The sequence below is a fragment of the Shinella sp. R2-11 genome (genome assembly GCF_055330205.1).
The window spans coordinates 42,818-57,980 of sequence record NZ_JBVAPC010000012.1; the positions used below are offsets into that span (position 1 = coordinate 42,818).

Consider the following 15,163-nt stretch of genomic DNA (forward strand, 5'->3'; position numbering starts at 1 on the left):
CCGTATCAGGCGACGGCGCGGGCCAGCGCACAGCGCGACCACAGCGCATGCAGCGCGCCGACCAGATGCTCGATATCGGCATCGGTGTGCAGCGGCGTCGGCGTGATGCGCAGGCGCTCGGTCTTCTTCGGCACGGTCGGGTAGTTGATCGGCTGGACGTAGACGCCGAAATTGTCGAGCAGCAGGTCCGAGATCCACTTGCATTTGGAAGCGTCGCCCACCATCACCGGCACGATATGGCTCGGGTTCGGCATGTGCGGGATGCCGTTGCGGTCGAGCGTCGCGCGCAGCCTGCGCACGCGCGCCTGGTGGGCGAGGCGCTCCACCTGGCTTTCCTTGAGGTGGCGGATCGAGGCGAGGGCGCCGGCTGCGAGCGTCGGCGGCAGGGCCGTCGTGAAGATGAAGCCCGATGCGAAGGAGCGGACGAAGTCGCAGAGCGCAGCGGAACCGGCGATATAGCCGCCCATGACGCCGAAAGCCTTGCCGAGCGTGCCCTCGATGACCGTCAGCCGGTGCATCAGGCCCTCGTGCTCGGCGATGCCGCCGCCGCGCGGGCCGTACATGCCGACGGCATGCACTTCATCGAGATAGGTCATCGCGCCATACTTGTCGGCGAGGTCGCAGATTTCCTTGATGGGGGCGATGTCGCCATCCATCGAATAGACCGATTCGAAGGCGATCAGCTTCGGCGCCCTGGGATCGGCGGCGGCGAGCTTGGCTTCGAGGTCCTTGAGGTCATTGTGCTTCCAGATGACGCGCTCGCATTTCGAGTGGCGGATGCCCTCGATCATCGAAGCGTGGTTCCCGGCATCGGAGAAACAGATGATGCCGGGGATCTTGGAACAGAGCGTGCCGAGCGCGGCCCAGTTCGAGACGTAGCCCGAGGTGAAGAGCAGGGCCGATTCCTTGCCGTGCAGGTCGGCGAGCTCTTCTTCGAGGAGCACGTGATAATGGTTGGTGCCGGAGATGTTGCGGGTGCCGCCGGCACCGGCGCCACACTGGTCGATGGCGAGCTTCATCGCCTCGACGACCTTCGGGTGCTGGCCCATGCCGAGATAGTCGTTGGAACACCAGACCGTGACGTCCTTTGGGCCTTCCGCCGTGTGGCGCGTCGCCCTGGGGAAGCTGCCCTTGTGGCGCGCGAGGTCGGCAAAGACGCGATAGCGGCCTTCCTGATGCAGGCCGTCCAGCTCGTTCTTGAAGAAAGTCTCGAAGTCCATCCAGAGTCTCCAGTCCGGCGAAATCCCGGGCATCATCGTCATTGGCTGTCGTTCAATCGGCTACACCCGGCCCGGCTTCGCCGCAATGCGAAGCGCTGCGGCAAATCGGCGCCACCTTTGAACCATTCCAATGTATCCTAAGGCCCCAAAGGCCATTTCATGTTGATGCATGTCAAGTCTGCATGAAAAAAGGACGGCCTCAACCGTCCTTTTCATCGAACAGTTTCAGCTTTTGCGACGCTATCCGGCGGCGGTGGCGGCGACGGCGCGCTTGGCCATGACCTTCACGAGGTTCGCGCGGTATTCGGCGCTGCCATGGATATCCGACAGGAGGTCGGCCGCATCCACGGTAACGCCGGCCGCCGCATCCGCCGACCAGTCGGCGGCAAGCGCCGCCTCCAGCCCGGCATGGCGGAAGACGCCGTCCGCTCCCGCTCCCGTCACGGCCACCCGCACGCCGCCATCCCCCGCCTTCGCCACGAAGACGCCGGCCATGGCATAGCGCGAGGCCGGGTTGGGGAACTTGGAATAGCCCGCCTTCGCGGGGGCCTCGAATGTAACTGCCACGACGATTTCGCCATCCTCCAGCGCCGTCTCGAAGAGGCCGGTGAAGAAGGCGTCGGCGGGGATCTCGTGCCTGTCGGTGACGATGGTCGCCCCCAGCGCCAGCATGGCGGAGGGGTAGTCGGCGGCCGGGTCGTTGTTGGCGATGGAGCCGCCGATGGTGCCCATATGGCGGACATGCGGGTCGCCGATATGGGAGGCGAGATGGCAGATCGCCGGGCAGGCGGCCTTCAGCTCCGCCGAGGTCGAGACCTCGTAGTGGGTCGTGCCTGCGCCGATGCGCACGCGGTTGCCGCTCACCGATATGCCCTTGAGCTCGGCGACGTGACGCAGGTCCACGAGGTCCGAAGGGGCGGCGAGCCGCTGCTTCATGGTCGGGATCAGCGTCATGCCGCCGGAGACATATTTCGCCTCGTCGGAGGACGATTGCAGCTTGGCCGCGTCGGCGACGGAGGAGGCGCGATGGTAATTGGTTGCGTACATGGCGTCCTCCCGTCAGTTGCTTGCCGCCAGCGCCGCCCAGACCTTCTGGGGCGTCGCGGGCATGGTGAGGTCATTGTTGCCGATGGCGTCGGTGATGGCGTTCATCAGCGCCGGCGGCGAGCCGATGGCGCCCGCCTCGCCGCAGCCCTTGATGCCGAGCGGATTGTTCGGGCAGGGCGTGACCTGGTGCGAGACCTGGAAGGAGGGCAGGTCGTCGGCGCGCGCCATGGTGTAGTCCATGTAGCTCGCCGTCAGGAGCTGGCCGGTTTCCGGGTCGTAGTGCACGCCCTCCAGCAGCGCCTGGCCGATGCCCTGCGCGATGCCGCCATGCACCTGCCCCTCGACGATCATCGGGTTGATGATGTTGCCGAAGTCGTCGGCGGCGACGAACTGGACGATCTTCGTCTTGCCCGTTTCCGGGTCGACCTCGACCTCGCAGATGTAGCAGCCGGCCGGGAAGGTGAAGTTGGCCGGGTCGTAGAAGGCGCCTTCCTTGAGGCCCGGCTCCATGCCGGAGGGCAGGTTGTGCGCGGTGTAGGCGGCGAGCGCCATCTGGAACCAGGGCACCGACTTGTCGGTGCCGGCGACCTTCAGCGCGCCGTTCTCGACGACGATGTCGCTCTCGTCGGCTTCCATCAGGTGCGCCGCGATCTTCTTGGCCTTGGCCTCGACCTTGTCGAGCGCCTTGACGACGGCGGACATGCCGACCGCGCCGGAGCGCGAGCCGTAGGTGCCCATGCCCATCTGCACCTTGTCGGTGTCGCCATGCACGATGGAGACGCTGTCGATCGGCACGCCGAAGCGGTCGGCGACGAGCTGGGCGAAGGTCGTCTCGTGGCCCTGGCCGTGGCTGTGCGAGCCGGTCAGCACTTCGATCGTGCCGACGGCGTTGACGCGCACTTCCGCCGATTCCCACAGGCCGACGCCCGCGCCGAGCGAGCCGACCGCCGCCGACGGCGCGATGCCGCAGGCCTCGATATAGCAGCTCATGCCGATGCCGCGCTTCATGCCGCGGCTCGCGGCCTCCGCCTTGCGGGCGGGGAAGCCGTTCCAGTCGGCGGCCGCCATGGCCGCCTCCAGCGAGGCTTCGTAGTCGCCGGCGTCGTAGTTCATGATCACAGGCGTCTGGTGCGGGAAGGAGCGGATGAAGTTGATGCGGCGAAGCTCGGCCGGCGAGACGCCGAGCTCGCGCGCCGCGGTCTCCATCGTGCGTTCCAGCAGATACGTCGCCTCCGGCCGGCCGGCGCCGCGATAGGCGTCGACGGCGACGGTGTTGGTGTAGACGGCCCGCACATTGGCGTGGATGGCCGGGATCGCATATTGGCCGGAGAGCAGCGTGGCGTAGAGATAGGTTGGCACCGAGGAGGAGAAAAGCGACATGTAGGCGCCGAAATTGGCGACGGTGTCGACCTTGAGCCCCGTGATGCGGTTGTCGGCGTCGAAGGCCATCTTGACGGTCGAGACGTGATCGCGGCCATGGGCGTCGGTGAGGAACGCCTCGGTGCGGTCCGCCGTCCATTTCACCGGAACGCCGGCCCGCTTCGAGGCCCACAGGCAAACGATCTCCTCGGGATAGATGAAGATCTTCGAGCCGAAGCCGCCGCCGACATCGGGGGCGATGACGCGCAACTTGTTTTCCGGCGCGACATTGTAGAAGGCGCTCATGACGAGGCGCGCGACATGCGGGTTCTGGCTCGTCGTGTAGCAGGTGTAGTGGTCCTCGGCGGAATCGTAGATGCCGAGCGCGGCGCGCGGCTCCATCGCGTTGGGCGCGAGGCGGTTGTTGACGATCTTCATCTCGGTGACATGGACGGCGGCGGCGATGGCTGCATCCGTCGCGGCGCTGTCGCCGATCTCCCAGTCAAAGATGAGGTTGCCGGGAGCTTCCGGGTGGAGCTGCGGCCGGCCGGGCTCCAGCGCCTTCACCGCGTCGGTGACGGCGGGCAGGACCTCGTAGTCGACGATAACGGCCTCGGCCGTGTCGCGCGCCTCGCCGAGGCTGTCGGCGACCACCACGGCGACGGCGTCGCCGACATAGCGCACCGTGTCATGGGCGAGGGGCCGCCAGGCGCCCATCTTCATGGGCGTGCCGTCCTTGGAATGGATCATCCAGCCGCAGATCAGGTTGCCGATGCCGTCGTCGAGCATCTGCCTGCCGTTGAGCACGGCGATGACGCCCGGCATGTCCTCAGCCGCCGACGTGTCGATGCTCCTGATCCTCGCATGCGCGTGGGGCGAGCGCACGAATGCGGCGTAGCGCATGCCCGGCACGGACATGTCGTCCGTGTAGCGCCCCTGGCCCATGAGGAACCGCTTGTCTTCCTTTCGCGCGACGCGCGCGCCGATGCCTTCGACACCCATCTTCATCTCCTCCAGAGAAGTGAGGCAGCAGGCGCCGGCCAACGGGCGTTCGGGATTTCACCGTCGCGCAACTGGCCGCCTATCGGCTACTGCCTGTTGCCTGACGCCTATTCCGCAGCCTGCCGGCCCGCCGCGCTCATTTCTTCCGCAGCGGCGAGGATGGCCTTCACGATGTTGTGGTAGCCGGTGCATCGACAGATATTGCCTTCGAGATTCTCGCGCACCGTCTGCTCGTCGAGCTTTCCGCCATGGCGGTTGATCATGTCGACGGCGGTCATCACCATTCCGGGCGTACAGAAGCCGCATTGCAGGCCGTGATTGGCCTTGAAGGCGGCCTGCACGGGATGCAGCTCGCCATTGGCCGCAAGGCCCTCGATGGTGAGGATTTCGGAGCCGGCGGCCTGGGCCGCAAGGATGGAACAGCTCTTCACGGCCTTGCCGTCCATGTGCACCACGCAGGCCCCGCACTGGGACGTGTCGCAGCCGACATGGGTTCCGGTTAGACTGAGCTGGTCGCGCAGGAAATGCACGAGCAGGGTGCGGTCCTCGCACTCCCTGCTCACCTTCCTGCCGTTGACGGTCATTGCCACTTTCGCCATTCGTTCCTCCCTGGCGGTTCATGCACCGCTGGGCCGTTCGATCCGACGTGACATGCAGCGGGCGTCCTCACGACGCGGGCCCGGGATCTAATGACGCCAGCATTGTCCTTGCATGCATCTGTTCCGGCACTGCGGGTGCGACGGGAATTCCTCCTCCCCGGTGCACCCCAACAGTCATATCATTTGACGTTTTGACCCGGCGATCAACCGGTACTTTCGGCGGCGGATGAAATTTCTCGTGAGCGGCCGCATGGCGGGCGAGTCAAAACGAAGCGGAAACGCTGTTTATTCGCGCCGTAAAAAAATACTTTCCAACCATGGACTTCCCTATTTCAGGCGATATTTTCATCGTCGGACAGACCTGACCGTCGCGGACGGCCCCGGTATGTTGCTGAGTAGAAGGGGACAGGGTGGACCCGGAAAACCGGGCTGCCGTTCAACTTTGGAGAAGGTTCATGAAGAAAGTCATTGCGCTCGTTCTGGTCGGCATGGCCGTTGCCAGCTGCACGCAGACGGAAAAGGGTGCGGGTATCGGCGCCGTGTCCGGCGCGATCATCGGCGGTGCCGTCACCGGTAACGTCCGTGGTGCGGCTGTCGGTGCCGCCATCGGCGGCGTTTCCGGCGCCGTGATCGGCAGCGTCGCCGATCAGCCCGGTCAGTGCTACTACCGCGACCGCCACGGCCGCCGTTATATCGACCGTTGCCCGCGCGACTATTATTGATCGCCCACGGCTGCAACCTATGCGAAGCCCCGGATGTCCTCCGGGGCTTTTGCTTGCCCGCCGTCGGCATAAAATCGCCTTCGGTGCTTCAAATATCGCGCGCCTGCGTGTAAAACCGCCGTTAACATTACGGAAAACCTAACACGTTAGGGTCTTTTCCTGCCTGAGAGCTCCGGATGGATCGGAGCGCCTGAAGTCCGTGTCGGAAGCCATTCGCTCACCGCACCTTAAGGAGAAAGGCGACGGATAGCTGCGGATGCGGGATAAAGTGAACCGGCCGGAAAAGAGTTTTGCGTTTCTGAAGGCTGGCACCGCCCTCGCGGTCGCCGCGGCGCTTGCCTGTGGTCCGCTGACCGCGAATCCGGCCCTTGCCTTCGAACTCTTCGGCATGAAGTTCTTCGAGAAGGAGAAGGACACTACCGAGGTCATCGATCCCGTCGACTATTCGCTGACGCTCGATCCGGGCACGGAGGACGGCGACCTCAAGAAGGCCGTCGAGAATGCCGCCTATCTGAAGCAGGACGAGGGCAAACCGGTCTCCGGCGACCTCGGCCTCGTCATCAAGGCGCGTGACGACCGCGATCGCATCCTTGCCGCGCTCTACGAGAACGGCCGCTATGGCGGCGTGGTGAACGTGACGGTCAACGGGCAGGACCTCGATTCCCTGCCGCCCAATCCGGAATTCAACCATCGCGGCGCGATCCCGGTGACGATCAGCGTGGAGCCCGGCCCGGTCTTCACCTTCGGCGAGGTAGCCTTTTCGGGCGATGCCGAGGGGCGCAATCCGGCCGATTACGGGCTGGTGCCCGGTGCGCGCGCCGATTCCACCATCATCCTCAAGGCCGGCGAGAAGGTCGTCGTCGATCTCAAGGCGGAAGGCCGGCCGCTGGCCAGGCTGACCGAGCGCAACGCCACCGCCGACCACAAGACGCAGACCGTCGACGTGGTGATCGCCGCCGAGGGCGGGCCGGTCGCGCCCGTCGGCGAGGTCGGCGTCAACGGCACCAAGACCGTTGATCCCGATTTCGTGCAGCGCTATTCGCGCATCAATGCCGGCCAGCCCTATTCGCCGGAAGCGCTGACCAAGGCGTCGGAGCGGCTGCGCGCGCTCGGCGTCTTTTCCAGCGTGACGATCCGCGAGGCCTCCAAGCTCGCGCCCGACGGTTCGCTGCCGATGACCATCGAGGTCTCCGAGGGCAAGCACCGCTATTTCGGCGTCGGCGCGCAATATTCGAACACGGACGGCTTCGGCCTGCAGGGATACTGGGGGCATCGCAACCTCTTCGGCCAGGCCGAATCGCTGCGCATCGAAGGGTCGGTCAACCGGATCGGGGAATCGGATATCGGCGATCTCGACTATTCGACCGCCATCCTCTTCTCCAAGCCCGGCGCTTTCGGCCCGGCCTCGACGTTCAATGCCAGCCTCAAGGCCTCGATCGTTGACCCGGATGCCTACAAGGCGTTCACCACCACGGCGGCCGCGGGCGTCAGCGTCGAGCTTTCCGACAAGGACACGGTGAGTGCGGGCGCCGAGCTGAGCTGGGCCGATGTCGAGGATGCGTTCGGCAAGAACAAGTACCTGACGGCGAGCATCCCGATCGAATATGTGCGCGACACCCGCGACGACAAGCTGAACCCGACGGAAGGCTACCGCTTCCTGATCAACGCGAAGCCGAGCTACGAGACGCAGCGCGGCACGTTCTTCTCCAGCTTCGAAGGCGCGATCACCGGTTACAAGGCGCTCGGCGCGGAGGATCGCTTCGTGCTCGCGGGCAAGCTTGCGGGTGGCACCATCATCGGCGGCGACCAGCTTTCCGACATTCCGGCGACGCGCCGCTTCTATCTCGGCGGCGGCGGCACGGTGCGCGGCTACGGCTACCAGGAGATCTCGCCGCGCAACGGGGCGAACCAGCTCCTCGGCGGGCGTTCCTACATGGCGGCGTCGGCGGAAGTCCGCATCGGGATCACCGAGACGATCGGCCTGGTGCCCTTCATCGATGCGGGCACGGTCTCGACCGACGAGGTCCCGGATTTCAAGGATATACGGGCCGGCGCCGGCCTCGGCCTGCGCTATGCGACGCCGTTCGGGCCGCTCCGCCTCGATGTCGCGGTGCCGCTGAAGAAATATCCCGGCGGAACCTCCTTCGGGGTCTATGCCGGCATCGGCCAGTCCTTCTGACTGTCGCCCCAATTTTCATCTAGGCTCTTGATCGCATGCGCGATTGGGATTCTAGACGTTGAGGAGCGATTCCGCGCTCCCCGCACGCGAAATGGATGAAGCATGAACAGGCTTTCCCGAATTCTCCGCGCAACGCTCCGCTATGTCGGCTACGGCCTTGCCGTCCTCGTCGTGCTCGCCATCGCGCTGCTGGGCTTCGTCGGGTTTTCGGACACCGGCGCGCGCCTGGCGGTTTCCTATGCGCAGAAGATCGCGGCGGCGAACGGGCAGGTCGTCTCGATCAGCGAGCCCTCGGGCCTCCTGACGGGCAAGCTGCGGGCCGGCACGATCACGCTCGGCGACGAGAAGGGGACCTACGCGGAAATCCGGGACCTTGCCGTCGATTGGTCGCCGCTGCAGCTCCTGTTCTTCAGCTTCGATGCATCGCGGGTTTCCGCTTCGTCGGTGTCGCTGCTCCGCCTGCCGGAAGCGAAGGCCGATGCGGAAACCACGGAAAGCAAGCCGTTCAGCCTGCCGGTCGAGGTGCATGTGGATTCGCTCGCCATTCCCGAGCTCTTCGTTTCGGGAACCGTTGCCGGCCGCGGCCAGCGCATCGTCGTGTCGGGACGGGGCGATGCGACGGCGGACAGCGTGGCGATCAAGCTTTCGGCCTCCGAAAAGGCGCGGCCCGATGCGCGCATCGCGGCGGATATCGTCTTCAATCCGGCGGCCAACGAATTGCGGCTCGAAGCCGATGTCGCCGAGCCGAAGGGCGGCATCCTGGCGGGGCTGCTCAAGCTGCCGGACGAGCCGGCCGTGGCGATCCGCCTGACGGGCGACGGCCCGCTCTCGCAATGGAAGGGACGGCTTTCCGCCGCGCTCGACGGCACGGAAATGCTGCGGGTTGACGGCCGCCATGATCTCGCGCAGGGCGGCCTGCACAACATCGCGCTCAATGGCGGCGGCACGTTCGATGCCCTGATGCCGCCGCAGCTTCGTCCGCTCTTTGCCGGCGAGACCGGCATCGACGTGGTCGCCGCCTTCGACGGCTCGGACATGCTGCGTATCGAAAAGGGCGCGATCTCGACGGGCGCGATGACGCTTGCCGCCTCTGGCACGCTGAGCGCCAAGGGCAGCAACGACCTCGACGTCAAGCTTTCCGGCAAGGACGGTCCCATCGATTTCCGCTGGCCGCTCGCCGATGGCGACGCCCAGGTGGTGATCCACGACGCCGACCTTTCGCTGACCGGCGAGGCGAGCGCGGCAAGGCTCGAGGCCAATGCGACCATCGCCGCCGCCGAGCTGCCCGCCGGGCGCATCCAGGATATCCGCCTTGCCGCCCGAAGCGAGGCCTTCGATGTGGCGAACCAGTCCGGCCGCATCGACGTGACGCTCGAAACCGGCGCCATGGTCTTCGCCAATCCTGATGTCGACCGGATGGTGAAGGGGCCTGCGAAACTCACCGCGACACTGAATGTCTCGCCCGGCGAGATCGCCTTCGATCCGGCGACGCTCGAAAGCGCCAGCATCGGCGGCACGCTTTCCGGCCGCTACGGGCTGGAAAGCCGCGAGGCGGACGTCAATTTCCGTCTCTTCGCCCTGCCGGCCGTGCTGCCGCCGGCCCTTGCCGGCAAATTCGACACGACGATCGCGATGGAGGGCCGGGTTCGGCTCGCTAGCGATGGCGGGCTTCAGGTTTCCGGCCTGACGGTGAAGTCCGGCACGCTGGAGACGGCGGGCGATGTCTCGTTCGCCAGGGGCAATGTGGAGGCCGCGCTCACCGGCAAGGTGCTGAATCTCGGCAAGCTGCTGGCGGATGCGGCGGGCGAGGCCGCGTTCGAGCTTTCCGCGACGGGGCCCCTTGCCGGGCCCGACGTTTCCGCGAAGATCACCTCCAGCGGAGCGACGCTTTCCGGCCGAACGCTCAGCGACCTCGTGGTGACGCTCAAGGGCAAGGCGGTTGCCGACAGTCCCTCCGGCGAACTGACGGCGACCGGCGCGCTCGACGGGCAGGCGATCAACGTGCGTTCCAGCATCACCTCGGAGGGCGGGCGCATCTCCGTGCCGGTTCTGGAGGCCGAGATCGGCCCGAACACGCTGAAGGGTTCGCTGGCGCTGGCGCCGAACTTCATGCCCGACGGCACGATCCGCTTCGATTTCCCCGATCTCGGCCTGCTTGCCGCCATGGCCGGCCAGCAGGCGGCGGGCGACCTGTCCGGACAGGTCGAGATCGCGACGGGCAACGGCAAGACCTCGGCCACCGTGCAGGCGTCCGGCGCCTCGATCCGCCGCGATGCCGTGAGCATTACAAAGCCCGCCGTCGACCTTTCCATCACCGACCTTGCGACGGCGGCGATCACCGGCACGGTGCGCGCCGAGCAGGTCGCCTCGGGCGAGAACAAGCTGGAGGCGCTGAAGCTTGCCTTCACCCGTGAGGGACAGGCGACGAATTTCGATCTGACCGGCCGCCTCGACGGTGCGCCGCTCCTCACCAGGGGCAAGGTGCTGCAGCGGGAGGGCGGGCTCGATATTGCCCTGCAGGCCTTCGAGGCCGCGCCGCGCCGCATTGCCGTCAAGCTCGCCAAGCCGACGACGATCGGCGTGACCGATGGCGTCGCGACGCTCGACGGGCTCACCATCCAGGCGGGCAGCGGTTCGGTTGCCGTTTCCGGCAAGGCGGGCGAGACGCTCGACCTGTCGCTGCGGCTCAATGCCCTGCCGGCCGCGCTCGTCAACAATTTCGCCGCCGGGCTCGATGCGGACGGCGCGATCGGCGGCACGGTGACGGTGAAGGGCAAGGCGGCGGCTCCCGTCGTCAACTATGCGCTCGACTGGAAGGGCGCGGTGACGAGCCAGACGCGCGGTGCCGGCATCGGCGCGCTCGACATCAATGCCAAGGGTGAATTCGCCAACAACCAGGTGCGCCTCGACACGGTTCTTTCCGGCGATGGCGGGCTTTCCTTCCGCGGCGGCGGCACGGTCGGTATCGGCGGGGCGACGCCGCTCGGGCTGAAGTTCAACGGCACGGTGCCGTTCGGCATCCTGCAGGGCCAGCTTTCGGCGCAGGGCTTCGTGCTGACGGGCAATGCCAATGTCGACCTTACCATCGGCGGCACGGCGGCGGCGCCTTCCGTCACCGGCAGCATAACGGCGAGCGGGGCGCGCCTCGTCGACGTGCGCCGCAACCTTGCCGTCGAGAACCTCACGATCCGCGTCAACATGAACGGGCGCCAGGCGGTGATCGAGACCGTCTCCGGCAAGCTGGCGAGCGGCGGGCAGCTTTCGGCGAGCGGCACGGTGGGGATCGATCCTGCGAGCGGCTTTCCCGTCGACGTGGCGATCAAGCTCGGCGACATCGTCTATGTCGACGGCACGCTGGTGAACGCGAACGTTGCCGGCGACCTGACGCTGAAGGGCCCCGTCGCGGACCTGGCGCTTGCCGGCAAGGTGCGCATCAACAAGGCGAACATCACCATTCCGCAGAAGCTGCCGGCATCGCTTTCGGAAATCGACATCAAGCACCGCAACGCGCCGGCGGACGTCAAGCGCATGACCGCGGACGTCCAGCGCCAGCAGGGCTCCAGCGGCGCCTCGCGCGGCATCGCGCTCGACCTCACCATCGAATCGCCGGGCCAGCTCTTCGTGCGCGGCCGCGGCATCAATGCCGAGATGGGCGGCAATCTGAAGATCACCGGCACGTCCGCCTCGCCGGTCGTTTCGGGCGGTTTCGAGCTGGAGCGCGGGCGCATGGAGATCCTGACGCGCCGCCTCGACTTCACCAGCGCCCATATCGGCTTTGCGGGCGGTCTGGTGCCGACGGTCGATCTCGTCGCCTCCAGCACGGCCGGCACGACGGAAATCACCGTGACCGTCGCGGGCCTTGCCAGCAACCCGACGGTGACCTTCGCCTCCTCGCCCTCGCTGCCGCAGGATGAAATCCTGGCGCAGCTCATCTTCAACCGCTCCATGTCGAACCTTTCGGCGGTGCAGATCGCGCAGCTTGCCTCGGCGGCCAGCCAGCTTGCCGGCGGCAACTCCACCGGCCTGCTCGACAGCCTGCGCAGCAAGCTCGGCGTCGACGACCTCGACATCACGACGGATGCCGAGGGCCGGGCGGCGGTGTCGGCCGGCAAATATCTCAACGAGCGGACCTATATCGAGCTGAAGCAGGACCCGGAGACGAACGGAGCGAAGGCCGTGATCAACCTCGATGTCGGGCGCGGGCTGAAGCTGCGCGGCGAGGCCGGCAGCGCCGGCAGCGCGGGCGCGGGCATCTTCTACGAGAAGGAATATTGATGCCGCGCGTGGCAATCCGCGACGCGTTTGAAAGATTTTAACCAGAGCGTGCATAGGATCGCCGGGAGACGCAGACCAACTGGGAAGATCCTCGATGACCTCCATCAAGACGGCCGGCTTTGCCGGCGACACGCTCGAAATCATCGCATTCCGCCTGCACGATCAGGAATTCTGCGTGAAGACGACCACGATCCGCGAAATCCGCGGCTGGGCGCCGTCCACGCCGATCCCGCATTCGCCGCCGGACGTCATCGGCGTGATGAACCTGCGCGGCACGGTGATCCCGATCATCGATCTCGCGCACAAGCTCGGCATGAAGAGCACGGAAGCCAACGAACGCAGCGCCATCGTGGTCGCCGAAGTCCACAACATGGTCGTCGGCCTCGTGGTCGACCGCGTGTCGGACATCCTGACGATCCGCAGCGAGCAGATCCAGCCGGTGCCGGAAGTGACGACATCCTTCGACAAGGCCTATGCGGAAGGCATCATCGCCCATGAGAACGGCATGATCTGCTTCCTGAACCTGGCGCGCATGTTCAAGGAACGCGACATGGAAGACATGGCCGCCTGAGCGAACCGCATCATCTTTCGAAAAGCCGAAACCGCCCCGCGCAAGCAGGGCGGTTTTTTCTTGCCTTGGATAAAATACAACCTTTGCGATAAGTCTGGTGTGGACAGGCTGCGCGCCTCTTCCCGTAGCGTCAGGCTTGGAAAACCGGGATTTCCCGCAAGCCCCTGTTATTCGGGCGCGCCCAGATTTCACCGTTTGCCTTTCATCAATTTTTAAACATGTTCTTCTATCTTTGATTGCAGATGCGCATTGGGTTGCGGGCAGGGCCATTCCCGCGAAGATTGAATTCGTGAACCCTAATAGTGAGCCGCCGAGGCGGCCGCTCCATATGACAACAATCGACGGCCGCCACGTCGTCCAGCACTGAGAGCGTGGCTGTCGCACAAAGGGACAGGCCATGCTTTCATTTGCAAAGTCTACGGATGCGGCCCGCATCATCGACGCGCTGTCGCGTTCGCAGGCCGTGATCCATTTCGACCTCGACGGCACCATTCTCGAAGCCAACGAAAACTTCTGCCGCGCGCTCGGCTACGAACTGAAGGAAATCGTCGGCAAGCACCACCGCATCTTCTGCGATGCCGCCTATACGGCAAGCGAGGACTACCGGCAGTTCTGGGCGCGGCTCGGCCGCGGGGAATACGATTCCAACAGCTACAAGCGCCTGCGCAAGGATGGCGGTGAGATCTGGATCCAGGCGACCTACAATCCGGTCTTGCGTGGCGGCAAGCCCTACAAGGTGGTGAAGTTCGCCAGCGACATCACCGAGGCGAAGAAGCAGGCGTCGGAGGATGCCAGCAAGCTCGATGCGATCTCGCGCTCCCAGGCGGTGATCGAGTTCACGCCGGCGGGCGAAATCCTGCATGCCAACGAGAATTTCTGCGCGGCGCTCGGCTACGACCTTTCCGAGATCCGCGGCAAGCATCACCGCATCTTCTGCGATCCCGCCTATGCGCAGACGCCGGACTATGCGGAATTCTGGAAGAGCCTGGCCGAGGGCCGGTTCATCTCCAACGAATTCGTGCGCTACGGCAAGGGCGGCAAGGAAATCTGGATCCAGGCCGCATACAATCCCATCCGGGACCTCAACGGCCGTATCTACAAGGTCGTGAAATTCGCGACCGACGTGACGGAGCGCATGTCGGCGATCAACGCGCTCGGCGGGGCGCTGAAGGCGCTGGCCGAGGGCGACCTCACGCAGGAGCTTTCGACCGCCTTCGTGCCCTCGATGGAAATCGTCCGCAAGGATTTCAACGAGGCCGTCGCCGGCCTGCACGAGGCGATGCGGACGGTCGAGACCAATGCCAATGCGATCGCCTCCGGCGCGCAGGAAATCCGCTCGGCGGCGGACGATCTTGCCAAGCGCACCGAACAGCAGGCGGCCTCCGTCGAGGAGACGGCCGCCGCCCTCGACGAGATCACCACGACGGTCGCCGATTCGAGCCGGCGGGCGGACGAGGCCGGCACGCTCGTTTCCAGGACGAAGGTGGGGGCGGAAAAATCCGGTACGGTGGTGAAGAAGGCGATCGACGCCATGGGGCAGATCGAGCAGTCGTCGCGCGAGATCTCCAACATCATCGGCGTGATCGACGACATCGCCTTCCAGACCAATCTGCTCGCCCTCAATGCCGGGGTCGAGGCGGCGCGGGCGGGCGAGGCCGGCAAGGGCTTCGCCGTCGTGGCGCAGGAGGTGCGCGAGCTCGCGCAACGCTCGGCAAGCGCGGCCAAGGACATCAAGGCGCTGATCACCACCTCCGGCGAGCAGGTGAAGAGCGGCGTCGCCCTCGTCGACGAGACCGGGCGGGCCTTGCAGGAAATCCTTGCCCAGGTGCAGGAGGTCCATGCCAACGTCGCGGCCATCGTGGAGGCCTCGCGCGAGCAGTCGACCGGCCTTCGCGAGATCAACCAGTCGGTCAACGCGATGGATCAGGCGACGCAGCAGAATGCGGCGATGGTGGAGGAAAGCACAGCGGCGAGCCACGCGATGGCCCGCGAGGCCGATGCGCTGCATGCCCTCATCCGGCGCTTCCGCCTTGCCGGCAGCGTGCCGCCCGTCCAGTACACGGCGGTGCCCGCCCATGTCGCGCAGCTTCATGCCGCGGCGCGCAGCATGCGGTCATCGCGCGGCTCGGCGGCGGTGGCGGAGAGCTGGGAAGAGTTCTGAGCGGACTGTTCCAACGGCTGGCAGGCAT

9 protein-coding genes are annotated in these 15,163 nt (G+C 65.8%); 5 read left to right on the forward strand and 4 right to left on the reverse strand.

Annotated features, from left to right (window positions below):
* Positions 1-5 precede the first annotated feature (5 nt).
* The 4 genes from hemA to ACZ1A1_RS23185 form a co-directional block, all read right to left on the reverse strand.
* On the reverse strand, positions 6-1,220 hold the full coding sequence (hemA, locus tag ACZ1A1_RS23170) for a 5-aminolevulinate synthase (protein WP_463621763.1): 1,215 nt from the start codon (positions 1,218-1,220) through the stop codon (positions 6-8).
* Between the two features lie 240 nt (positions 1,221-1,460).
* Positions 1,461-2,267, reverse strand: a complete 807-nt coding sequence (locus ACZ1A1_RS23175) for an FAD binding domain-containing protein (RefSeq protein WP_463621764.1) — start codon at positions 2,265-2,267, stop codon at positions 1,461-1,463.
* Positions 2,268-2,279: 12 nt separating this feature from the next.
* A complete protein-coding gene (locus tag ACZ1A1_RS23180; protein WP_463621765.1) occupies positions 2,280-4,628 on the reverse strand; it encodes a xanthine dehydrogenase family protein molybdopterin-binding subunit in 2,349 nt (782 codons plus the stop codon).
* A gap of 107 nt (positions 4,629-4,735) precedes the next feature.
* The gene (locus ACZ1A1_RS23185) at positions 4,736-5,227 is read right to left on the reverse strand and encodes a (2Fe-2S)-binding protein (RefSeq protein WP_463621766.1); all 492 of its coding nucleotides are present in this window, start codon (positions 5,225-5,227) and stop codon (positions 4,736-4,738) included.
* Positions 5,228-5,682: 455 nt separating this feature from the next.
* Here ACZ1A1_RS23185 and ACZ1A1_RS23190 point away from each other — a divergent pair, with 455 nt between their 5' ends.
* The 5 genes from ACZ1A1_RS23190 (at position 5,683) to ACZ1A1_RS23210 (ending at position 15,135) form a co-directional block, all read left to right on the forward strand.
* The gene (locus ACZ1A1_RS23190) at positions 5,683-5,949 is read left to right on the forward strand and encodes a YMGG-like glycine zipper-containing protein (RefSeq protein WP_463621767.1); all 267 of its coding nucleotides are present in this window, start codon (positions 5,683-5,685) and stop codon (positions 5,947-5,949) included.
* Positions 5,950-6,205: 256 nt separating this feature from the next.
* A complete protein-coding gene (locus ACZ1A1_RS23195) occupies positions 6,206-8,128 on the forward strand; it encodes an autotransporter assembly complex protein TamA (RefSeq protein WP_463621768.1) in 1,923 nt (640 codons plus the stop codon).
* A 102-nt stretch (positions 8,129-8,230) separates the two neighbouring features.
* Positions 8,231-12,403 carry a translocation/assembly module TamB domain-containing protein gene (locus ACZ1A1_RS23200; RefSeq protein ID WP_463621769.1) on the forward strand — a complete coding sequence of 1,391 codons (4,173 nt, stop codon included), beginning with the start codon at positions 8,231-8,233 and terminating at the stop codon, positions 12,401-12,403.
* Positions 12,404-12,497: 94 nt separating this feature from the next.
* On the forward strand, positions 12,498-12,974 hold the full coding sequence (locus ACZ1A1_RS23205) for a chemotaxis protein CheW (RefSeq protein ID WP_313196269.1): 477 nt from the start codon (positions 12,498-12,500) through the stop codon (positions 12,972-12,974).
* Between the two features lie 397 nt (positions 12,975-13,371).
* Positions 13,372-15,135, forward strand: a complete 1,764-nt coding sequence (locus ACZ1A1_RS23210) for a methyl-accepting chemotaxis protein (protein WP_463621770.1) — start codon at positions 13,372-13,374, stop codon at positions 15,133-15,135.
* Positions 15,136-15,163: the final 28 nt, after the last annotated feature.